This is a genomic window from Pannonibacter indicus (assembly GCF_001418225.1).
GTDB classification, from domain to species: domain Bacteria; phylum Pseudomonadota; class Alphaproteobacteria; order Rhizobiales; family Stappiaceae; genus Pannonibacter; species Pannonibacter indicus.
On record NZ_LIPT01000013.1, the window covers coordinates 1 to 20,704 of the forward strand.

At 62.5% G+C, this 20,704-nt stretch carries 20 protein-coding genes and 1 tRNA gene; 13 read left to right on the forward strand and 8 right to left on the reverse strand.

Annotated elements, in window-relative coordinates; translation table 11 throughout:
- Positions 1-298, forward strand: a 298-nt coding sequence (locus ASC48_RS15630; RefSeq protein ID WP_141658988.1) for an integrase core domain-containing protein, incomplete at its 5' end; no start/stop codon positions are given.
- A 7-nt stretch (positions 299-305) separates the two neighbouring features.
- Entirely contained in the window at positions 306-1,046 is a 741-nt protein-coding gene (locus tag ASC48_RS19400) for a P-loop NTPase fold protein (RefSeq protein ID WP_279626057.1), read from the forward strand.
- Between the two features lie 6 nt (positions 1,047-1,052).
- Here ASC48_RS19400 and ASC48_RS15635 read toward each other — a convergent pair whose 3' ends face one another.
- The 5 genes from ASC48_RS15635 to ASC48_RS15655 all read right to left on the reverse strand — a co-directional run bounded on the left by ASC48_RS15635 (position 1,053) and on the right by ASC48_RS15655 (position 6,618).
- Entirely contained in the window at positions 1,053-2,267 is a 1,215-nt protein-coding gene (locus ASC48_RS15635; RefSeq protein WP_055456663.1) for a molybdopterin molybdotransferase MoeA, read from the reverse strand.
- Position 2,268: 1 nt separating this feature from the next.
- Positions 2,269-2,796 carry a cyclic pyranopterin monophosphate synthase MoaC gene (moaC, locus tag ASC48_RS15640; RefSeq protein ID WP_055456664.1) on the reverse strand — a complete coding sequence of 176 codons (528 nt, stop codon included), beginning with the start codon at positions 2,794-2,796 and terminating at the stop codon, positions 2,269-2,271.
- Between the two features lie 3 nt (positions 2,797-2,799).
- A complete protein-coding gene (gene trpC, locus ASC48_RS15645) occupies positions 2,800-3,600 on the reverse strand; it encodes an indole-3-glycerol phosphate synthase TrpC (RefSeq protein WP_055456665.1) in 801 nt (266 codons plus the stop codon).
- Between the two features lie 3 nt (positions 3,601-3,603).
- Positions 3,604-4,617, reverse strand: coding sequence for an anthranilate phosphoribosyltransferase (trpD, locus tag ASC48_RS15650; protein WP_055456666.1), 1,014 nt, complete (start codon positions 4,615-4,617; stop codon positions 3,604-3,606).
- 105 nt (positions 4,618-4,722) lie between these two features.
- Complete coding sequence (locus ASC48_RS15655) at positions 4,723-6,618, reverse strand: peptidylprolyl isomerase (RefSeq protein WP_055456667.1); 1,896 nt, start codon at positions 6,616-6,618, stop codon at positions 4,723-4,725.
- Positions 6,619-6,875: 257 nt separating this feature from the next.
- Here ASC48_RS15655 and tpiA point away from each other — a divergent pair, with 257 nt between their 5' ends.
- The 5 genes from tpiA (at position 6,876) to ASC48_RS15680 (ending at position 11,190) form a co-directional block, all read left to right on the forward strand.
- Complete coding sequence (tpiA, locus tag ASC48_RS15660) at positions 6,876-7,640, forward strand: triose-phosphate isomerase (protein WP_055456725.1); 765 nt, start codon at positions 6,876-6,878, stop codon at positions 7,638-7,640.
- A gap of 225 nt (positions 7,641-7,865) precedes the next feature.
- The gene (secG, locus tag ASC48_RS15665; protein WP_055456668.1) at positions 7,866-8,270 is read left to right on the forward strand and encodes a preprotein translocase subunit SecG; all 405 of its coding nucleotides are present in this window, start codon (positions 7,866-7,868) and stop codon (positions 8,268-8,270) included.
- 180 nt (positions 8,271-8,450) lie between these two features.
- Positions 8,451-10,079, forward strand: a complete 1,629-nt coding sequence (locus ASC48_RS15670; RefSeq protein WP_055456669.1) for a CTP synthase — start codon at positions 8,451-8,453, stop codon at positions 10,077-10,079.
- A 47-nt stretch (positions 10,080-10,126) separates the two neighbouring features.
- Entirely contained in the window at positions 10,127-10,957 is an 831-nt protein-coding gene (locus tag ASC48_RS15675; RefSeq protein WP_055456670.1) for a VOC family protein, read from the forward strand.
- 157 nt (positions 10,958-11,114) lie between these two features.
- A tRNA-Lys gene (locus ASC48_RS15680) sits at positions 11,115-11,190 on the forward strand.
- A gap of 28 nt (positions 11,191-11,218) precedes the next feature.
- Here the strand turns inward: ASC48_RS15680 and ASC48_RS15685 are convergent.
- Positions 11,219-12,408 (reverse strand): IS3 family transposase gene (locus ASC48_RS15685; protein WP_141658990.1). Its coding sequence is split into 2 segments (ribosomal slippage): positions 11,219-12,150 and positions 12,150-12,408, totalling 1,191 coding nucleotides; the frame shifts between segments, so codons are not numbered across the junction.
- 444 nt (positions 12,409-12,852) lie between these two features.
- Here ASC48_RS15685 and ASC48_RS15695 point away from each other — a divergent pair.
- Positions 12,853-13,149: a hypothetical protein gene (locus tag ASC48_RS15695; protein WP_055456673.1), complete on the forward strand. Its 297-nt coding sequence runs from the start codon at positions 12,853-12,855 to the stop codon at positions 13,147-13,149.
- Positions 13,150-13,373: 224 nt separating this feature from the next.
- Positions 13,374-14,111, forward strand: a complete 738-nt coding sequence (locus tag ASC48_RS15700; protein ID WP_055456674.1) for a cytochrome c biogenesis CcdA family protein — start codon at positions 13,374-13,376, stop codon at positions 14,109-14,111.
- A 32-nt stretch (positions 14,112-14,143) separates the two neighbouring features.
- On the opposite strand, the gene ASC48_RS15705 is transcribed toward ASC48_RS15700, so the two are convergent.
- Positions 14,144-15,421 (reverse strand): hypothetical protein, encoded by a 1,278-nt coding sequence (locus ASC48_RS15705; protein ID WP_141658991.1) that lies wholly within the window; start codon positions 15,419-15,421, stop codon positions 14,144-14,146.
- A gap of 232 nt (positions 15,422-15,653) precedes the next feature.
- On the opposite strand from ASC48_RS15705, the gene glmU reads away from it, so the two are divergent.
- The 3 genes from glmU (at position 15,654) to ASC48_RS15720 (ending at position 19,373) form a co-directional block, all read left to right on the forward strand.
- Positions 15,654-17,009: a bifunctional UDP-N-acetylglucosamine diphosphorylase/glucosamine-1-phosphate N-acetyltransferase GlmU gene (gene glmU, locus ASC48_RS15710; RefSeq protein ID WP_055456676.1), complete on the forward strand. Its 1,356-nt coding sequence runs from the start codon at positions 15,654-15,656 to the stop codon at positions 17,007-17,009.
- 103 nt (positions 17,010-17,112) lie between these two features.
- The gene (gene glmS / locus ASC48_RS15715) at positions 17,113-18,939 is read left to right on the forward strand and encodes a glutamine--fructose-6-phosphate transaminase (isomerizing) (RefSeq protein WP_055456677.1); all 1,827 of its coding nucleotides are present in this window, start codon (positions 17,113-17,115) and stop codon (positions 18,937-18,939) included.
- Positions 18,936-19,373 (forward strand): GNAT family acetyltransferase, encoded by a 438-nt coding sequence (locus ASC48_RS15720; protein WP_055456678.1) that lies wholly within the window; start codon positions 18,936-18,938, stop codon positions 19,371-19,373. Before glmS ends, ASC48_RS15720 begins: the two co-directional genes overlap by 4 nt.
- Positions 19,374-19,425: 52 nt before the next feature.
- Here the strand turns inward: ASC48_RS15720 and ASC48_RS15725 are convergent, their stop codons facing one another.
- Complete coding sequence (locus ASC48_RS15725) at positions 19,426-19,794, reverse strand: YbaN family protein (RefSeq protein WP_072242665.1); 369 nt, start codon at positions 19,792-19,794, stop codon at positions 19,426-19,428.
- A 149-nt stretch (positions 19,795-19,943) separates the two neighbouring features.
- Between ASC48_RS15725 and ASC48_RS15730 the strand changes: the two genes are divergently transcribed.
- The gene (locus ASC48_RS15730) at positions 19,944-20,675 is read left to right on the forward strand and encodes a DUF502 domain-containing protein (protein WP_055456680.1); all 732 of its coding nucleotides are present in this window, start codon (positions 19,944-19,946) and stop codon (positions 20,673-20,675) included.
- Positions 20,676-20,704 lie beyond the last annotated feature (29 nt).

Below are 20,704 nucleotides of genomic sequence, written 5' to 3' on the forward strand. Positions count from 1 at the left end.
AGTCGGGGCGAAGACCGCCTACATCGCTCCCGGCAGTCCATGGGAGAACGGCTACATCGAGAGCTTCAACGCGCGCCTGCGCGACGAACTCCTCGACGGCGAGATCTTCTACACGCTCAAAGAGGCCAGGATCATCGTGGAAAGCTGGCGTCGGCATTACAACACCGTGCGTCCGCATGGATCGCTCGGCTACAAGCCGCCGGCGCCGGAGGTCTTCATCCCGGCATTCGCGCGGGCGGCCCTGCAACCCCAACCAGCAATGCCGCCCGCGCTGGCGCCACGACCATCATTGCACTAACAATCAAATTGGACCCGTCCGTGGGGGCCGATCAGAACTTGACCGGTGCAAGCCGAGTTATGCTTTGCACATGATCGAAAGAATGAAACATTTCTTTCAGGTGCCGAATGTTCATTTCGTTCTTGGGATTAAACTGGCGCAGTTGGAAAGCTCCATCCGCCATGCTTATGGTGCCGATGTTGATGCTACTGACTATCTTCAGAAGTTCATCGGTCTCAGATTGCTAAATCCAACTAATCTGCCTGATCAAAGAATGTGCGTTGATGTGTACGCAGATTTGTTGGTTAGAGAAGTATCCTCCACGACTGATCGGGAGAGAGGGGGATTAGCTGAGTCGGCGGCGCGTGTAATTGTTCACGTAGCAAAGAGGAGGGGTAAAGGTCTTCGAACAATAGAGCGCGCTTTTGCGGCTTTGAAAATTTCTATTTTCTTCGTTGACTCTAGATTTTTTAAGCATGGGCCTGCGCTAGGATGCCTTGTCATGATGAAAATATTGAATTCTGAATTATTTTACAAAGCAAAAAATAACGACATTTCCTACTCGGAAATTTGCGATTTTCTTGGCGTTTCAGAGCGTGAAGATCAAGATAGGGAACTTGGAAAAGACTTTTGGATGGCACTTTTAGATCCAAGGGGGGCTGCTCATTGGGAAAGATACAGCCGTAGTCTTTCAATGTTTGGATTTTGGGATAAAGAAGAAATCATTCCTCATCTCGCTAGCAACGTCATTGATAACTTTAGTTCTTAGCCTCCCTCACACCACCAGCACATCCACCTCCGCCCCGGCATCCAGCGCCTGTGCATGCGGGGGGCGGAGGATGAGGGCGCCGGAGGCGGCGAGCAGCGAGAGCATGGAACTGTCCTGCCGGGTGAAGGGGGTGACGCTGCGGGTGCCGTCCGGGTGGGTGGTGAGGCTGGCGCGCAGGTAGTCCTGGCGCTGGTCGTTGGCCGGAACCGGGCCTGTCAGGGTGGCGGTGGTGCGCTTGCCCTTCATGGCGGCCTCAAGGCTTGTGCCGGTCATCACGGCCATGAGCGGGCGCAGGAACAGGAGGGCGCAGACGAGGCTGGAGACCGGGTTGCCGGGCAGGCCCAGAACCTTGGTGCGGCCAAGGTTGCCGGCCATCAGCGGCTTGCCGGGGCGCATGGCGATGCGCCAGAAATCCAGCTTCATGCCTTCCCCGCCCAGCACCGCCTGCACAAGGTCATGATCGCCGACGGAGGCCCCGCCGAGAGTGACGAGAATGTCGGCCTCTGCCGCCAGCCCCTCGCGCACGCGGGCGGCGATATCGGCGGGATCATCACTGGCAAGGCCGAGGTCCAGCGGGAGGCCGCCGCAGTCTTCAACCAGCGCTGCAATGCCGCAATGGTTTGACGCGATGATCTGGTCCGGCCCCGGCGTGCCGCCCGGCAGCACCAGTTCGTCGCCCGTGGCGATGATGGCAACCTTCGGCTGGCGCCAGACCGGCAGGGCGGCGTGGTTCATGGCGGCAGCCAGCGCAAGGCTGCGGTAGTCGAGCTTCAGCCCTGCCTTCAAAAGCACATCGCCTTGCGCAAAGTCGAGCCCGGCAGGGCGGATGAACTGACCGGGACGAACCGGCTCCAGCGCGGTGAGGCGGTCCCCCTCGCGGGTGGCGTTTTCCTGAATGAGGATGGCATCCGCGCCTTCCGGCACCGGTGCGCCCGTGAAGATGCGCACGGCCTCGCCCGCGCCGACACGCCCGGAAAAGGCATGGCCCGCAGGAGCCTCGCCGATGACGGTGAGCACGGCACCGGCTGCGGCGCAATCGGCGGCGCGCAGGGCATAGCCATCCATGGAGGAGGCGGGGAAAGGCGGCTGGGTGCGGGTGGCGGCAAGGTCAGCCGCCAGAATGCGGCCATTGGCCCGGGCCAGCGGCACGCTCTCAAGGCCCAGCGGCGCAACGCCGGTGAGAAGCTGCCGCAGCGCATCGTCAACCGGCATCAAGGCCATGTCAGGGCTCCTTTGGTGCGTTTTCCGGTCCGGCAACATAATGGCCGGAGCGGCCGCCGAGCTTTTCGGCAAGGTGGATGCGGCCGATTTCCATGCCCCGGTCCACGGCTTTGGCCATGTCATAAATGGTGAGGCAGGCGACCGAACAGGCGGTCATCGCTTCCATCTCCACCCCGGTCTGGCCGGTAACGGTGGCGGTGGCGCTGACTTTCAGGCCGGGCAGGGCGTGATCGGGCTCGATATCGACGCTGATCTTCGACAGAAGCAGCGGATGGCAGAGCGGGATCAGCTCATGGGTGCGCTTGGCGGCCATGATGCCGGCAATGCGGGCGGTGGCGATGACATCGCCCTTCTTCGCGTTGCCCGAAAGGATCAGCGCCAGCGTGTCCGCATGCATCTTCACCTCGCCGGTGACGGTGGCGCTGCGGCGGGTGACGGCCTTGTCCCCCACATCCACCATCGAGGCGTTGCCGGAGGCATCGAGATGCGTCAGGTGGTCCTGATCCCGATCGGGGCCGCCGCCAGTCATGGCTCAGGCTCCGTTGCGGGAGAGCAGGGCGCGGGTGGCGCTTTCCACATCGGCCTGCCGCATCAGGCTTTCACCGATGAGGAAGGTGGAGATGTTGCAGGCCTCCATGCGGGCCAGATCCGCCGGTGTGAAAAGGCCCGACTCGCCGACGATGATACGCTCCGCCGGGACCATCGGCGCCAGCCGCTCGCTCGTCGTCAGGGACACGTCAAAGGTCTTGAGATTGCGGTTGTTGATGCCGAGCAGCGGCGAGGCGAGTTTCAGTGCCCGCTCCAGCTCCGCCTCGTCATGCACCTCCAGCAGCACATCCATGCCAAGGCCGAAGGCGGCGTCCTCCAGATCCTTCGCCAGTGCATCATCAACGGCGGCGAGGATGATCAGGATGCAATCCGCACCCCAGGCGCGGGCCTCCGCCACCTGATAGGTATCGTAGAGAAAATCCTTGCGCAGGGCAGGCAGGCTGACGGCGCCACGCGCGGCGGTCAGAAACTCCGGATTGCCCTGAAACGAAGGTGTATCGGTGAGCACGGACAGGCAGGCCGCACCGCCTGCCTCATAGGCGCGGGCGAGGGCTGGCGGGTCGAAATCGGCGCGGATCAGCCCCTTGGACGGGCTCGCCTTCTTGATCTCGGCAATCAGCGCATAGTCCCCGGCGGCGTGCTTGGCGCGGATGGCCCGTTCGAAACCGCGCGGTGCCTCAACGGATTTTGCCGCTTCCAGCAGGCTGGCAAGCGTGCGTTCAGCCTTTGCAGCAGCGATTTCCTCGCGCTTGTAGGCCTCGATGCGGGTGAGAATGTCTGTCATGGCTTATCCGTTCGAAACTGCCACCAGCCGTTCCAGCCGGTCGAGGGCATCGCCCGTGTCGATGGAGCGGGCGGCCTGCGCCACCCCGTCCTTGAGGTCTGCCGCCTTGCCCGCAACGATCAGCGAGGCGGCGGCGTTGAACAGCACCACGTCCCGGTAGGCGTTCTTCGCGCCGGAGAGCACGGCGCGCAGGGCGGCGGCGTTTTCTTCCGGCGTGCCGCCTTTCAGATCCTCGAAGCGGGCGCGGGGCAGGCCTGCGTCTTCCGGGGTGATCTCGAAGCTGCGGATGATGCCGTTCTTCAGTTCGGCCACCTTGGTCGGGCCGGTCGTGGTGATCTCGTCCATGCCATCGCTGCCATGGACGATCCAGACGGCTTCCGAGCCAAGGTTCTTCAGCACCTGTGCAATCGGCTCCACCCAGCGGCCATCGAAGACGCCGGTCATCTGGCGCTTGACGCGGGCCGGGCTCGACAGGGGGCCGAGCAGGTTGAAGATGGTGCGGGTGCCCAGTTCCATACGGGTCGGGCCGACATGCTTCATCGCCGCATGATGGAGCGGCGCGAACATGAAGCCGATGCCGGCTTTATCGACGCAGGCGGCAATCTTGTCCGGGCCGATGTCGATGTTGACGCCGAGCTGCGCCAGGGCTTCGGAAGAGCCGGACTTGGACGACAGCGAGCGGTTGCCATGCTTGGCAACGGGCACGCCGCAGCCGGCGACAACCAGCGCGGCGCAGGTGGAAATGTTGTAGGAGCCGCTGGCGTCACCGCCGGTGCCGACGATATCGATGGCATCGCCCTGAACTTCGACCGGCAGCATGCGCGCACGCATGGAGGCGACGGCGCCGGTCACTTCATCGACGCTCTCGCCGCGCATGCGCAGCGCCATCAGGAAGCCGCCGAGCTGGGAAGGCGTTGCCGCGCCGGACAGGATCACGTCAAAAGCCGCGCGCGCTTCCTCGAAATCCAGAGATGCGCCTTCAGCCACCTTGGCGATAAAGGGTTTGAGCCCGCTCATGCCTGTCCCTCTTCCCGTTTTCCACGCGGCCTGCGTTAAGGTTTGCCGCAGTCCGGCTTGTGACTGCCCCGGCAGACCCGGCCGGGGCAGTGTTCTTTCATGCCGTCAGTTCTGCGCAGAGGTGCCGATCACCATCTGCAGCGCCTGCTGGTTGATCTGGACGCCCTTGTCCGCCTCGACCTTGTTGATCACAAGATTGAGGAGCGAGGCGGAGAGCTGTTCGTTGATCTGGGTGTCGATCTGCTTGATGCTCTCTTCCTCGCGGAAGAAGGCGGGGGCAGAGACGCTGTCGACCACCATCACCAGACGGCCGCTGTCCGCGCCCATGGTGTCCAGAACGGTGCCGGAGGGGCCGCTGAAGGCTTCCTCGACGGCTTCCTGCGGCAGGCCGGCCGGCTGGCCGTTGCGCTTGAAGCTGCCGGAGGTCTGCACCGCAAGGCCAGCGGTTTCCGCCACAGCTTCCAGCGTTTCGCCGCCGCGCACCCGGGCCGCCATGCTTGCCGAAAGATCCAGCAGCTTCTGATCACGCTCCTTCGCCGTCCAGGCCTGGACAACGGCATCACGCACTTCGGACAGCTCGCGGTCGCGTGGGGGCGTGACCTTGGTCACCTCGAACCAGACAAAACCGCGCTGGCCCAGCGGCAGCGGGTTGTTTTCGATACCAACGTCGCTCTCGAAGGCCTCGCGCAGCAGGCCGTCAGCCTCAGGCAGCGTGACCGGCTGACCGGCCTCGTCGCGGCCATTGCTGTCCACGGCCGGGATTTCGGTGGTGGTCAGCGAGAAGCGTCCTGCGACTTCGGCAAGGGTGGCACCGCCTGCGCGGGCGTCCTCGATTTCGTCATGCAGGTCCTGCACGTCCTGTTCGGCCTTCTGCAGGGCGATTTCCTGCTTCAGCTCCGCCTTGACCTCGTCGAAGGGGCGCACGGCTTCCGGCTGGATCCCGGCGACTTCCAGAATGACGGTGGTGAACCGGCCCTGCACGGCACCGCTGACACCGCCCTCAGGCAGAGCGAAGGCGGCTTCCGCAATGGCCGGATCCAGGAACTTGTCCTTCGCCATCAGGCCAAGGTCGACGTCGCTGTCCTTGAGGCCGCGCTCTTCCATCAGCTGGGCAAAGGTCTTGGCCCCGGAGGCAAGCTCGGCGGCAGCTGCTTCGGCTGCAGCCGAATCGGGGAAGGGCATCTGGCGCACGCGGCGCAGCTCATCCGTCCGGTAGCGGTTGCCGGAGCGGTCATAAGCCTGTTTTGCTTCTGCGTCCGTCACCTCATCCGGCTTGGCCAGCGTCTGCGGCAGCAGCTGCAGAACGGACAGGCTGCGGTACTCCGGAGCGCGGAAATCTTCCTTGCGCGTCTCGTAGAAGCTCTCAAGATCCGCGTCCGGCGGGGCGGCGATTTCACCGGCAGCCGAGGGCGGCACGGCGATATAGCGCACGGTGCGGGTTTCATTTTCGAAAATGTTGAAGGCTCTCAGCATCGCTTCCGGCGTCTTCAGATTGTCCGTCAGGGCGCCTGCGATCTGCTGGCGGCCGGACAGGAGGCGCTGCTCGCGCACGAAGTCATCTTCGGAAATGCCGTTGGCGCGCAGCAGCTGCACCAGGCTGTTGCGGTCATAGCCGCCGCCCGGACGCTGGAACGCCGGGTTTTCCTGGATCATCCGGCGCAGGCCGTCATCGGAAATGCCGAGTTTCATGTCTGCGGCCATGTCATTCATGGCAGCTTCGGCAATCATCCGGGCAAGCACCTGCTGCGGAATGCCGAACATGGCGCCTTCCGTGGTGGACAGCGGACGGCCGACCTGGCGGCTCACGGCATTCAGTTCACGCCGGTAGGCGAGATCGAAGTCGGCCACGGAAATTTCCGTATCACCCACCTTGGCCACGACATTGCTGCCGAAGTTGCGGAAAATGTCGGCGATACCCCAGACGGCAAAGCTCAGGATGAGCAGGGCGATGAAGATCTTGGCAACCCAGGTGCCGGCGCCCTTGCGCAGCGCGTCGAGCATGATGTCTCCCGTAATTCCATAGGCTCATGTCCGGAGCGAAAGGTCCCGGAGTGGTGGTTCTGAATAGCGGCTCAAGGGGCGGCGGACAATAGCCGGAAACTGGCAGATGTGCGCAGACAGGCAGAAATGCGCAGGAAGGGCGGGAAAGATGCGATGACACTTGCACTTTGGGCCGCCGCTGGGTAGCGAAGTGGCCAACAGGAACCATGCAGCTGTCCCGCCAGCCCGTGCGCCGGACAGTCCTTGAGGAGACCGCCATGAGCTACGCCACCGCAATCCGCCCGCTTGTCGCCGGAAACTGGAAGATGAACGGCCTTGCCGCAGCTTCTGCCGAGTTCGAGGCGCTGGGACAGGGGCTAGAGGCAGCGCTGGCGTCCAAGCTGGATGTGATGATCTGCCCGCCCGCAACACTGATTGCGGTTCTCGCCAGGTCTGCCGCTGCATCGAAGGTGGCGCTTGGCGGGCAGGACTGCCATGCCAAGGCTTCGGGTCCCCACACGGGCGACATTTCGGCCGAAATGCTCAAGGATGCAGGTGCAAGCGCCGTTCTCGCGGGGCATTCCGAACGCCGCACCGATCACGGCGAGAGCGATGCCGTGGTGAAGGCCAAGGCGGAAGCGGCCTGGCGCGCAGGCCTCACGGCCATCATCTGCGTTGGCGAAACCGAAGCCGAGCGCAAGGGCGGCAAGACGCTGGAGGTGGTCGGCACGCAGCTTGCCGGGTCGGTTCCTGAGGGGGCAACGGCGGCCAATACGGTGATTGCCTATGAGCCTGTCTGGGCCATCGGCACCGGCCTGACGCCGACCGCCGCCGACGTCGCCGAAGTGCATGCCGCCATCCGCAGCGCATTGGAAGCCCGCTTCGGCGCGGAAGGCGCTGCGATGCGCCTGCTTTACGGCGGTTCGGTGAAGCCCTCGAACGCAGCAGAACTGATGGCCGTGCCGCATGTCAACGGCGCCCTCGTGGGCGGCGCCAGCCTCAAGGCCGCCGAATTCCTCGGCATCATTTCGGCCTATGCCTGATGCGGGGCCGGGCCGGGCACTGGCCGTCCGGCCCCTGATGCTTATATAACTGTTGCAGAGTGCTGCGCCGCAGAAGGGGCACCTTCACAGCGCAGGTTCCGGTGGATTGCGGAGTGTGAGACGCCTTTTGTCACAAAGGATGCCAATCTTCCGGCCTTCAAGGGTGGAAACTCCGGCAAGGCTGGTGTAGAAGGCCGCCAAACTGAAACGGATGATCGGTCCAAAATGGAAACGGTAGTTATCGTCATTCACCTGATGGTCGTGCTGGCCCTGGTGCTTGTCGTCCTCCTGCAGCGCTCCGAAGGCGGCGCTCTTGGCATCGGCGGCGGAGGCGGCGGCTTCATGTCGAGCCGCGGCACAGCCAATGTGCTGACCCGCGCCACGGCAATTCTCGCCGTCATGTTCTTTGCCACGTCACTGGGCCTCAGCATCATCGCCCGCATGGACAGTGGTCCCGGCTCCATTCTGGACGGCAGTACGGTTGTTCCGGGTGCCGCACAGCCGGCTGACGGCTCCGCGCCCTCGACGGGGACCGGTGTTCTGGATGTGTTGAGGCAGCAGTCCCAGCCCCAGGCGCCCGCAACGGCTCCGGCTCAGCCTTCCGGCCCCCAGGTTCCGGCAGCGCAGTAAGCGCCGCAGGCTTGCAGGTTGCGGCGGGGCAGCCAGCACCGCGGCAGGGCCATATCCGGCGGATAGACCGGAAAAATCTCTCAAGTGCCCTGCGCACACTTGCTGCAGGGCATTTTTGTTGTGTTTAACCACTGGACCCCGCTGGCCGATCCGGCAGGGACCACAGTATGGTGTTGCTCCATGGCGCGATACGTTTTCATCACTGGCGGCGTGGTTTCCTCGCTCGGGAAGGGTCTGGCATCGGCTGCGCTTGGCGCCCTGCTTCAGTCCCGCGGTTACAAGGTCAGGCTTCGCAAGCTCGACCCCTATCTCAACGTCGATCCGGGCACCATGAGCCCGTATCAGCATGGCGAAGTCTTCGTCACCGACGACGGCGCCGAGGCCGATCTTGATCTTGGCCATTACGAGCGCTTCACCGGGTGCCCGGCGACCAAGCAGGACAACATCACCACCGGCCGCATTTATCAGGACATCATCGCCAAGGAACGCCGCGGCGACTACCTGGGCGGCACCGTGCAGGTGATTCCGCATGTCACGGATGCCATCAAGGCCTTCGTGCTGGACGGCAATGACGATGTGGATTTCGTGCTGGTCGAGATCGGCGGCACGGTGGGCGACATTGAGGGCCTGCCGTTCTTCGAGGCGATTCGCCAGCTCGGCAATGACCTGCCGCGCGGACAGGCAATCTACATCCACCTGACGCTGATGCCCTATATCGCCAGTGCCGGCGAGATGAAGACCAAGCCGACCCAGCATTCGGTCAAGGAGCTGCGCTCCATCGGCATCCAGCCGGATATCCTGATGATCCGCTGTGACCGCCACATTCCCGAAAACGAACGGCGCAAGCTGTCCCAGTTCTGCAATGTGCGGGCAAGCGCCGTCATTCCGGCCTATGACGTGGCCTCGATCTATGACGTGCCGATCGCCTATCACAAGGAAGGCCTCGACGAGGAAGTCCTCAAGGCTTTCGGCATCACCGGCGCACCGGCACCCAAGCTCGACCGCTGGGAAGAGATTTCCCGCCGCATCGCCAATCCGGAAGGCGAGGTGACCATCGCCATTGTCGGCAAGTACACCGTGCTGAAGGACGCCTACAAGTCGCTGATCGAGGCGCTTGTCCATGGCGGCATCGCCAACAACGTCAAGGTGAAGCTGCAGTGGATCGAATCCGAGATCTTCGAAAAGGAAGATCCGGCGCCTTATCTTGAGGGCGTGGCCGGTATCCTTGTGCCTGGCGGCTTCGGCGAGCGCGGGGCAGAAGGCAAGATTGCCGCTGCCCAGTTCGCCCGCACCCGCAACGTGCCTTACTTCGGCATTTGCTTCGGCATGCAGATGGCGGTGCTGGAAGCGGCCCGCAATCTTGCAGGCATCACCAAGGCCAGCTCCACCGAATTCGGCCCCGCCGAAGAGCCCGTGGTCGGCCTGATGACCGAATGGACGCGCGGCAACGAAAAGGAACTGCGCAACGCGGGGGATGACCTTGGCGGCACCATGCGCCTAGGCGCCTATCAGGCGGCGCTGAAGCCGGGTTCGCGCATTGCCGAAATCTATGGCAGCACCCTCATTTCCGAGCGCCACCGCCACCGCTATGAGGTGAACATCGGCTACCGTGAGCAACTGGAAAGCTGCGGCCTCGTCTTCGCCGGCACCTCGCCGGACGGCGTGCTGCCGGAGACGGTGGAAATCTCCGGCCACCCGTGGTTCATCGGCGTGCAGTACCATCCGGAACTCAAGTCCCGGCCGTTCGAGCCGCATCCGCTGTTCGCCTCCTTTGTCGAGGCGGCCATCAAGCGCAGCCGTCTGGTCTGACGGCCATACGCATACAGTAGAGCCGGGCAGGGCAGGGAGTGAGGGGCATGGCGGCAAAGGCGCGCGGACTGGATCACGTGGTGATCGCGGTCCGGGATCTCGACCGTGCAGCGGAGGCCTTCGAGGCGCTCGGCTTCACGCTGACGCCCCGCGCCCGCCACCCCTGGGGCACGGAAAACCGTCTGGTGCAGCTGGACGGTGCTTTCCTTGAACTTCTGACGGTTCCGTCCAGTGCCGCCATTGTCCCGGCCACGGGAACGGCCTTCTCGTTTGGCCGTTTCAATCAGGATTTCCTGGAAAAGCGGGAAGGGGCCTCCATGCTGGTGCTGGACAGCACCAGTGCGGCGGATGACCGTGCGGCTTTTGCTGCAGCCGGACTTCCCGTGTTCGATCCCTTCTCCTTTGGCCGGGAAGCCACTGCACCTGATGGCACGGTGCGCAAGGTCGGGTTTGACCTGACCTTCACCCGCGATGCAGATGCGCCGGAGACCGGATTCTTCACCTGCCACAACCTTCATCCGGAAAACTTCTGGAAGCCGGAGTTCCAGCGCCATGCCAATGGCGCAACTGCCTTGGCCGAAGTGATTCTGGTGGCCCGGGATCCGGCAGATCACCACATCTTCCTCGAAGGCTTCACCGGTGTGCGGGAACTCAGGGCCACCAGCCTTGGCATCGAGTGTCAGACGGCCCGCGGCAAGATCTCGATCCTGTCGCCTGTCGCCTACCGCCATCTCTTCGGCGATGCGGCGGCCAATACGCTGCCGGGCGGACTGCCCTGCATTGCGGCCCTTCGGGTGACGGGGGCAAGTGTCGCCACACGGTCGGTCATTCCTGCTGGAAGCCTCTGCGGTGTGACGCTGGTGATCGAGCCTGCCTGACGCGGGATGTGTCAGGCCGGCCGGATTGTCTTCACCGGATGTTGACAGCTTCGTGGATAGTCTCAGAAAGTGTTTTTTCCGGGTTGCGCCAAGCCGCCTTCCGGCATAAACACACCGCCAGCAGACGGGCGCTCCGGCGCATCTGTTTCCCTTGCGGGAGCGAGTAGCTCAGTTGGTAGAGCAACTGACTTTTAATCAGTTGGTCCAGGGTTCGAGTCCCTGCTCGCTCACCACTTCTCCTTTTGACGTTGCCCCCAACCTTTATCCAGCGTGAGCGAGACTCCGGGTTTGAGTTTTGCCCAATTGGGCGGGTTGGGCAACGGGGGCCGGCGCGGAGCTTTGCGGATTGCGCAGCGTTAGGCCCCGTTGCGGGGTGAAGGTCTGTGCGAAGGCGGTTGGCGTTTGCCATCCAAGTCGGGAATGGGGGCGTTCCGTATTATAGTCTTTGCGCCAAGTGGCCAGCGTGACGCGTGCGTGGTTCAAGGACGGGAACAAGGTTTCGTTCAACAGCTCATCTCGCAGGCGGCCGTTGAAGCTCTCGATGAAGGCATTCTGGGTCGGCTTTCCGGGCGCGATGTAGTGCCAGTCAAACTTGCGATCATCCACGAACTTCAGAATCGCATTCGAGGTGAACTCGGTGCCATTGTCGCTGACCACCGTCTGGGGCTTGCCGCGGGCGTCGAACAACGTCGCCAGTTCCCGCGCCACCCGTGCCCCCGACAGTGAGGTGTCGGCGATCAGGGCCAGGCATTCCCGCGTGCAATCATCAACCACAGTCATGATCCTGAACCGACGGCCATCCGTCAGCTGGTCCGAGACAAAATCCAGCGACCAACGTTGGTTCGGCATCAATGGCAGCACCATCGGGGCCCGTGTGCCCATGGCCCGCTTGCGCCCGCCCCGGCGGCGGACATGCAACTGTTCTTCCCGGTAGATCCTGAACAGTCGCTTGTGATTGACCTCATGGCCCTCACGCCGCAAGAACACATGCAGCCGCCGATAGCCGAACCGGCGCCGGACCTTGGCCAGTTCTTTCAGCCGCTCCCGCAGCACAGGGTCATCCTGCCGGACTACTTCATAACGCATGGTCATCCGGCAACAGCCGATCACCCGGCACGCCCGCCGCTCGCTCATCTTGTGTTTTGCCACCAGATGCGCGACCGCTTGCCGCTGCGCGGCGGGCGTCACCACTTTTTTCCCAGGAGATCCTTCAGCGCGGCATTGTCGAGCATCGCATCCGCCAGTAACCGCTTCAGCCGGGCATTTTCGTCTTCCAACCCCTTCAACCGCTTCGCATCGCTGACGTCCATGCCGCCATACTTGGCCTTCCACTTGTAAACGGTCGCATCGCTGACGCCGTGCTTGCGGCACAGATCGGCGACGGAAACACCCGCCTCATGCTCTTTCAGAATGCCGATGATCTGATCTTCGGTGAACCTGCTGCGCTTCATCTCTGGTCCTTTCAGTTGGGCCAGAGTCTACCTCAATCTGGATTAGCCGGAGGGGGCAACGTCACTTTTTCCTGACTTTTATTCATTCATTCCATGTTGCCTTGTCGGGGATTGTCGCGCACGGCATTCGGAAACGCTGTCTTTGCATGAAGCAGATCATGCTTCCCATGCCTCTGCCGGACGCAGTTCAGCCGGAAGACTGTGAAACTGATAAATTACACATCGTCAGTAGTGCAGATAAATTGGATTGTTTCGGCGAAAGATCACAAAAATGAACCGGTCGCTTAAAAATTGACTGGAATGTGTACTCGCTTACTCATAAAATCTGACCATAGTAGGTGCGGTGCGGTCGCAGGGGCTGAGGCAACCCGTTTGGGTTTCCGTTCGCCCCATGGTGTTTTCTATCCTAACGCCAGAACAATTTCTGGCAGATTGGTTCGCTTGATGCCGGAAAACTCTGCTTCGCACTCGATGACCTCACCTGAGTTCGACTTCGTCAAAGCGAACATCGCAGCAACTCTCACCCTCGTGAACGGATTGATCCATCAAGGCGCAATCAACCGCGACCTGCTTGATGAGTTTCTTGCTGGCGTGATTTCCCAGCTGCCGCATAACCGTCAGACGCTGGCTTTGCGGCTGGTGCTGGACCAATGGCGCCAGGGACTGCGCGATGGCGGTGATTTTGGTGTCGTGATCCGGCCCAGCTTCGAGGTCGTCGACGGCGGACGCCAGGACAGCTGAGGTGCGTTGCTCTTTCCTCATCCAGCCCGATGGGCCGAAGCAGCCGCGCCCCGTCTCTGTGGAGGCGGCGCGCCTCGCGGTAAGGTGATCGGCGCAAGTCCCATTCCTCACGGGATGCGCGGTTCTGCCATCTTCATTTCATCCCCTGCAATGCGGTAAGACCTGTCCAGGCATTGCGCGGGCCCCGTGCGGGCACGGCAGATTCGCTGACAAAGGTGGCGGGTATGATTCAGGAAGTAACACTGGCAGGTGCTGTTTTCGCCGGAGTTCTGTCCTTCGTTTCCCCTTGCGTGCTGCCGCTTGTGCCGCCCTATCTTGGTTTTATTGCCGGAACCAGCCTGGAAGAGCTGTCCGCCGATGACCGGACAGACGAAGCGGTACGGCGCGTGTTCTTTGCCGCGCTTGCCTTCGTGGCCGGGTTCTCGACCGTTTTCGTGCTGCTTGGCGCCAGTGCTTCTTTCCTGGGGCAGATGGTGACGCAGCATATTCAGATCCTCGGCTATGTCGCCGGTGTGCTGACCATTGTCATGGGGCTGCATTTCCTCGGGTTCTTCCGCATTCCGCTGCTCTACAGGGAAGCGCGGGTGCATCTGGACCGCAAACCCGCGGGCCTCACCGGAGCCTATGTGATTGGCCTCGCCTTCGGCTTTGGCTGGACCCCTTGCGTGGGGCCGGTTCTGGCGGCCATTCTGTTCGTCGCGGGTTCAGAGGAAACTGTGGCGCGCGGCGCCATTCTCCTCAGCGCCTATGCCATGGGCCTCGGCATTCCGTTCCTGATCGCTGCGCTCTTTGCCGGTCCGTTCCTGCGCTTCATGCAGAAGGCCCGCCGCCACATGGGCAAGGTTGAGAAGGGGATGGGCGTGGTTCTGGTTCTCACCGGGATCATGTTCCTGACCGGCCAGATGGCTGTCTTCTCTTATTGGCTGCTCGAGACATTCCCGCAGCTTCAGGTGATCGGCTGATCCACCGGTGACCGGAGGAACCCGTTCTCTGCCTACCTGAAACTCTCCATAAGCGGCTCGCCCGAGAAGAGCGTGGGCGAACAGGCTTTTGGGTCCACTTCAAGACGCAGGCAGGCGACGGAGGCCGCGGCCGCATTGGCAAAAGGCCCAGCCAGAAGCCGCACGGACTCAGACCCCTCTCCAGCCGGCTGTGTCAGGGCGCGCAACCCGCTCATCTTGTCCATATGGGCCGATGCGAAATTCTCCCAGCCGTCGCTCGCCGCGGAGCGCGAGGCATAACGGCCGATTTCAATGGCAAAGTCGCTGCGGCCAATACGGTCCGCACTGCCAATGGTGCGTCCGGCCGGGTCAACCGGGCGGATCATCAGGGCTGCGTCGAGGTCCTCAAGCTGGGTCTGTGTATCTTCCGGCGCGGGGCCGGGGGGAATGGCGGCGGTCGTTTCAGGGGCGGGCGTGCCGGATACCGGCAAGCCGACGATCCGTACCGGCCGCACAGGTTCGGGCTTTGAAGAAAGCGCCGCGGTCCGCCCCTCGTAGGAACTGCCAGGCGACTCGGGCACGGCTCCGGCCGGTGACATGACGGCGCTGATGTCCGAAGCGGCAAGAGGCTTGGACGCAGAGGAGCTTGTTTCCGCAAGGGTTTCCGGAGCTGGCCGTGTCTCGACAGTGGCCTGTGCGGTTTTGCGCGGATCGGGTCTGGGCAGGCTGACGGCAGCCTGTGGGCGCTCCGCATCCTTGGGATCAAGCTTCGGCAGATCCCCCGCATCGTGCAGCGGCTCGCTCCGCTGCGACGTGCCGGCGGCAATGTCGGCAAGCCTTGGCTGTGCAGGCGCGGGGATGTTGTTCCCTACAGAACCGGTGATGAGGCCGCCGCCGGTGCCGGTTTCGAGCGAGGCAAGCCTGTTCGAATAGCTGTCGCTGAGCTCCGTCATCTGCAGGACACGGTGGCGCAGGGAGACCACTTCCCGCTGCAGCGTTTCCAGCCGCGCCTCGAGTAGCCGCATGGTTTCCGCACCGCCTGTGCCAAGAGGAGAGGGGAGAATGCCGATAGAGACGGTTTCCCCATCCATCACGACGGCTTCCGTGCGGCCAATGCTGCCGGTTGGCCCGGAAATCTCGCCGGGAGGCGGCAGCATGATGCCTGCGTAGGCTTGCCCGCCGGAGGGGCGTGCCGGAGCAAACCAGTAAGCCGAAAAGCCGACGGTGCCAAACAGAAGCGCAAAGAGAGCCCAGGCGGCAATATCGAGCCGTGCCCGGGCCATATCTGACCCGGACGCCTTGACACCGGCATCCTTCTTGCGGCTCTCCAACTGGGCTATCCCGCTACGGCGAATCTGTTGCTGTCCATGGGATATCTTGTCTCCAAACATGGTTAACGAACAGGGAATTACAGCAGTCCCAGGGGAGTCTTCTGCAGGGAATTGTGGATCGGCGGCTTGCATCTTTGGCAAAAGGGCAGGAAAAGGCTCAACAGGGATACAGAAGGCCTGCGGCGGTGCGCGGGTGGCCTGTGCCCATCAGCAAGACCGGCAGAAAGATCCCATGTCCAACCGCAGCCTCCTTTCAATCATCCTGGCCGCAGGCCTTGGAACACGCATGCAGTCCAGCTTGCCGAAGGTGATGCACGAGATCGGCAATCTGCCGTTGATCGGCCATGTGCTGAAAGCCGTGAGCGGCGAAGGCAATCGCGTCGCCGTTGTTGTCGGGCCGGACATGCCGGCGCTGGAAGCCCTTGTTGCAAAGCTGTCGCCCGGCGCGAGCTGCCACGAGCAGACCGAACGGCTCGGAACGGCCCATGCGGCGCTCGCTGCCCGAAGCGCCTTGACGCCTGCGGCCGATGACGTGCTGGTGCTCTTTGGCGATACGCCACTGGTAACCAGGGATACCATTGCCCGCGTGCGGGCCGCTCTGGCGGAGGGAGCGGATGTGGCGGTTCTGGGCTTCGAAGCGGCCAATCCCTTTGGTTATGGCCGCCTGTTGATGCAAGGAGATCAGCTTCTCGCGATACGTGAGGAAAAAGATGCAAGTCCAGAGGAAAGAAAGATAACTTTCTCAAATTCTGGCATCATGGGCTTTCAGGGGGCTGTTGCGGCCGACCTGCTGTCTGCGATCGGCAACGATAATGCCAAGGGCGAGTATTATCTGACTGACGCTGTGGAAATCGCCAATGCGCGCGGGCTGAAAGTGGTTGCGGCCACCACCAGCGAAGATGATGCACGCGGTATCAACAACCGCGTCCAACTTGCTGAATGTGAAGAGATTTTCCAGAACAGAATGCGCCGTGCCGCACTGGAGCGCGGCGTCACGCTGCAGGCTCCCGCCACTGTGTTCTTCTCCCATGACACTGTGCTGGAGCCGGATGTTCTGGTGGAGCCCAATGTGGTTTTCGGGCCTGGCGTGCATGTTGGCTCCGGAACCCGGATCCGGGCCTTCAGTCATCTGGAAGGGGCAACGGTCGGAGCGGATGCCACGGTTGGCCCCTATGCCCGTCTGCGCCCCGGTGCGGAACTGGCCCGCGATACCCATATCGGCAACTTCGTCGAGGTGAAGAACGGCAAGATCGGCGAAGGTGCCAAGGTCAATCACCTCACCTACATCGGCGATGCCGTGGTGGGGGCAAAGACCAACATCGGCGCAGGTACCATCACCTGCAACTATGACGGTTTCGGCAAGCACCGGACGGAGATTGGAGCGGGCAGCTTCATCGGCTCCAATTCGACGCTCGTCGCGCCGGTAAAGATCGGCTCGGGCGCCTATGTGGCGGCCGGCAGCACGGTGACGGAAGAGGTTCCGGATGAGGCCCTTGTCATCGGACGGACCCGCCAGACCGTGAAGGAAGGCCGTGCGAAAGAGTTGCGTGCCCGCTTTGCAGCCGCCAAGGCCGCAAAGAAGAGCTGACGGATTGCTGCCTGTCATTGTCTGAAACAGGGTTTGATTTCAACAAACTGGCCCGTCTCGTCTAACAGAGGCGGGTCAGATCGTTTCAAAGGGATTCATTTTCATGTGCGGCATCATCGGTATCGTCAGCCTGAGCGGCGTTGCACCGCGCCTCGTGGATGCGCTGAAGCGTCTTGAGTACCGGGGCTACGACTCGGCCGGCATTGCCACGCTGGAGAACGGCATCGTCACCCGCCGCCGCGCGGAAGGCAAGCTGCGCAATCTGGAAGCTGTACTGGAAAAGACACCGCTGCCGGGCGTCATCGGCATCGGCCACACCCGTTGGGCCACCCATGGCGCGCCGACCGTTTCCAACGCCCACCCGCATCAGAGCGGTGGGGTTGCCGTCGTGCATAACGGCATCATCGAGAACTATCAGGAACTGCGGGCCGAGGCGGTGGCCAAGGACTATCACCCGGTGACCGATACGGACACGGAAGTGGTGGCGCTGCTGGTCAATGCCGCGATGGATGAAGGGCTTGCCCCGAAGGAGGCCGTGGCCGCCGTGCTGCCGCGCCTGCGCGGTGCCTTCGCGCTCGCCTTCCTGTTCGAGGGCGAAGAGAACCTTCTGATCGGTGCAAGACGCGGCTCGCCGCTGGCCGTTGGCCACGGGGAAGGCGAGATGTTTCTGGGGTCCGACGCCATCGCGCTGGCGCCTTTCACGGACCGGATCACCTATCTGGAAGAAGGCGACTGGGTCGTGCTCAGCCGTGACAGCCTGGCCATTTTTGACCGCCAGAATATGCCCGTCACGCGCCCGGAAAGCAAGTCGGCCGTCGGCGCTGCCATGATCGACAAGGGCAATTACCGCCACTTCATGGCCAAGGAAATCCACGAGCAGCCGGAAGTCATCGGCCACACCCTGTCGCGCTATCTGGACCTGAGCGCCCGCAAGGTGCGCCTGCCGGAGGGCACATCGGTGGACTTCAGCAAGCTGACCCGCATCGTCATGTCCGCCTGCGGCACGGCCTATTATGCCGGCCTCATCGGCAAGTACTGGTTCGAGAAATACGCCCGCCTGCCGGTGGAAATCGACGTTGCGTCCGAATTCCGCTACCGCGAGCTGCCCGTGTCGAAGGGCGAGATGGCGCTGTTCATCTCCCAGTCCGGCGAAACGGCGGATACGCTTGCCTCGCTGCGCTATTGCAAGCAGGAAGGCCTGACCATCGGCGCCATTGTCAACGTGCCGGAATCCACCATCGCCCGTGAGGCCGATGTGGTGTTCCCGACCGTCGCAGGCCCGGAGATCGGTGTTGCTTCCACCAAGGCCTTTACCTGCCAGCTGGCGGTTCTGGCGGCGCTCGCGGTCACCGCAGGCCGTCAGCGCGGCTTCATAACCGAAGCAGAAGAGGCCGAACTGGTCGGCGCGCTTGCCGAAGCGCCGGGGCTCGCCGTGCAGGCACTCGGCCTTGAGCCGCGCATCGAGAAGCTGGCTCCGGCCCTGTCCCGGGCATCGGACGTGCTCTATCTCGGCCGCAGCACCAGCTTCCCGCTGGCACTGGAAGGGGCGCTGAAGCTCAAGGAACTGTCCTACATTCATGCCGAAGGCTATGCCGCCGGCGAGCTGAAGCATGGCCCGATCGCGCTCATTGACGAAAACATGCCGGTGATCGTCATCGCCCCGCATGACGCCCTCTATGAGAAGACCGTTTCCAACATGCAGGAAGTGGCGGCGCGCGGCGGCAAGATCCTGCTCATCACCGACGAAAAGGGCGCTGCAGCCTCCGGCCTTGCGGCCAATGACCAGGTGGTGATGCCCGAACTGTCCGGCATCGTTGCGCCGATCATCTACGCCATTCCGACGCAGATGATCGCCTATCATGTGGCGGTGTTCATGGGCACGGATGTGGACCAGCCGCGCAACCTTGCCAAGTCGGTGACGGTGGAATGATCACGAGCCCCAAGCCCGTTATCGATACCTTCACCGAGGATGACCGCCACCGCGTGGTCACCCTCTGGGGAGAGTGCGGCCTGACACGGCCCTGGAACGATCCGGATAAGGACATCGACCGCAAGGTCGCGGACAGTCCCTGGGGCTTCATCGTGCTGCGTCTGGGCAATGCCATCATCGGCAGCGCCATGTTCGGCTATGACGGGCACCGGGGCTCGGTGAATTATCTCAGTGTTCATCCGGCCCATCGCGGCAAGGGCTATGCCAGGCTGCTGATGGAACATGGTGAAGCGCTGCTGCTCGCCCGCGGCTGCCCGAAGATCAATCTTCTGGTGCGCTCCGGCAATGAAGAGGTAACCGGCCTCTACCGGCAGCTAGGCTATGTCCCCGACGATGTGGTGGAGCTGGGCAAGCGGCTAATCAAGGATGATTGATTTATAAATCAATTGTTTGCGGAGAAAAATTAAAGCGTAAATTTAGATAACTTCAGCTGCGCGGATAGGAGGGCCGCGACAGAACATAGGCGGCGCAGGCGCCCATGAAGGCCAGAACGCCGAGGGCCAGCGGCCAGCCGGGATGGGCGCCGAGCCAGAACATGCCATATCCGAAAGCCATGCCGCCCGTGGCATAGAGTTTGGCGCGCGGCGGGATGACGCCGTGCTTGCGCCAGGCGATAACCTGCGGACCGATGGACGGATGGGCCAGAATGCGCGCCTCAAGCTCCGGAGAGGACTTGGCGAACATGGCGGCAGCGAGAATGAAGAAGATGGTGCCCGGCATGACCGGCAGGATGGCGCCGATCACTCCGAGGATCACACATAAAATTCCTGCTATCCGGTATGCTGCACGCCGCAAATCATCTCTCCGGTGTCCGTTTTTGCCTTATGATGCACCGCATGATGGGCGGGCCTGGAGCTGAAATCCGGAACTCTGCAATCCGGTTTACGCCCCTCTAGCCAAATAGGGAAGGCTGATTTCCCGGCAAGTGAAGCGAGAGGATATCGATGGAAGAGCCATCCAGCCAGGAAACAGCGGCGCATGATGTGCCGCACCGGACGCGAACAGGCTTTGGCGCAAGACTGCGCAACTCGTTTCTGGCAGGACTCGTCATTGCAGGGCCGGTGGGCATCACCCTCTGGCTGACATGGTCTTTCATCCAGTGGGTCGATGCCCTGGTGAAGCCCGCGCTTCCGCCGGCCTATAATCCGGATAACTATCTGCCCTTTGCCGTGCCGGGCTTCGGTCTGATCGTGGCCTTTTCGGCCTTGTCTCTCACGGGCTTTCTGGCGGCCAACTTCCTTGGCCGGACACTCATTAATTTTGGCGAGCGCATCGTCGCGACGATGCCACTTGTTCGTAGTCTTTACAAGGGCTTGAAGCAGATTTTTGAGACTGTACTTGATGAAAAAGGGGGCAGTTTCAAGAAGGCCGCCCTGATCGAGTACCCCCGGAAGGGCACCTATGCCATAGTTTTTGTCGCGACCTCCGCCAAGGGCGAGGTGGCGCAGAAGCTGCCGGAGACAGAGGACGGCGGCGGGCATATGGCCGTGTTCCTGCCGACGACGCCCAACCCGACCTCCGGCTATCTGCTCTATTTGCCGCGCAAGGATGTGATCGAACTGTCCATGACGGTCGAGGAAGCTGCAAAGCTGATCATCTCTGCGGGCCTGATTTCACCGGAGCATCCGAAAATCGCAGAGGCTTTGCCGGGCGGCACCCCGCAGGCGAAGGGCTGAGAGACTGGCCTGCCTTGGCAGGGTTTCCG

Coding starts and splice junctions, on each gene's coding strand:
- ASC48_RS15730 (WP_055456680.1), top strand. CDS start 19,944: ATGGAAGAGCCATCCAGCCAGGAAACAGCGGCGCATGATGTGCCGCAC.
- glmU (WP_055456676.1), top strand. CDS start 15,654: ATGTCCAACCGCAGCCTCCTTTCAATCATCCTGGCCGCAGGCCTTGGA.
- ASC48_RS15695 (WP_055456673.1), top strand. CDS start 12,853: ATGCCGGAAAACTCTGCTTCGCACTCGATGACCTCACCTGAGTTCGAC.
- ASC48_RS15655 (WP_055456667.1), bottom strand. CDS start 6,618: ATGCTCGACGCGCTGCGCAAGGGCGCCGGCACCTGGGTTGCCAAGATC.
- glmS (WP_055456677.1), top strand. CDS start 17,113: ATGTGCGGCATCATCGGTATCGTCAGCCTGAGCGGCGTTGCACCGCGC.
- ASC48_RS15720 (WP_055456678.1), top strand. CDS start 18,936: ATGATCACGAGCCCCAAGCCCGTTATCGATACCTTCACCGAGGATGAC.
- secG (WP_055456668.1), top strand. CDS start 7,866: ATGGAAACGGTAGTTATCGTCATTCACCTGATGGTCGTGCTGGCCCTG.
- ASC48_RS15670 (WP_055456669.1), top strand. CDS start 8,451: ATGGCGCGATACGTTTTCATCACTGGCGGCGTGGTTTCCTCGCTCGGG.
- ASC48_RS15700 (WP_055456674.1), top strand. CDS start 13,374: ATGATTCAGGAAGTAACACTGGCAGGTGCTGTTTTCGCCGGAGTTCTG.
- moaC (WP_055456664.1), bottom strand. CDS start 2,796: ATGACTGGCGGCGGCCCCGATCGGGATCAGGACCACCTGACGCATCTC.
- trpC (WP_055456665.1), bottom strand. CDS start 3,600: ATGACAGACATTCTCACCCGCATCGAGGCCTACAAGCGCGAGGAAATC.
- ASC48_RS15675 (WP_055456670.1), top strand. CDS start 10,127: ATGGCGGCAAAGGCGCGCGGACTGGATCACGTGGTGATCGCGGTCCGG.
- trpD (WP_055456666.1), bottom strand. CDS start 4,617: ATGAGCGGGCTCAAACCCTTTATCGCCAAGGTGGCTGAAGGCGCATCT.
- tpiA (WP_055456725.1), top strand. CDS start 6,876: ATGAGCTACGCCACCGCAATCCGCCCGCTTGTCGCCGGAAACTGGAAG.
- ASC48_RS15635 (WP_055456663.1), bottom strand. CDS start 2,267: ATGGCCTTGATGCCGGTTGACGATGCGCTGCGGCAGCTTCTCACCGGC.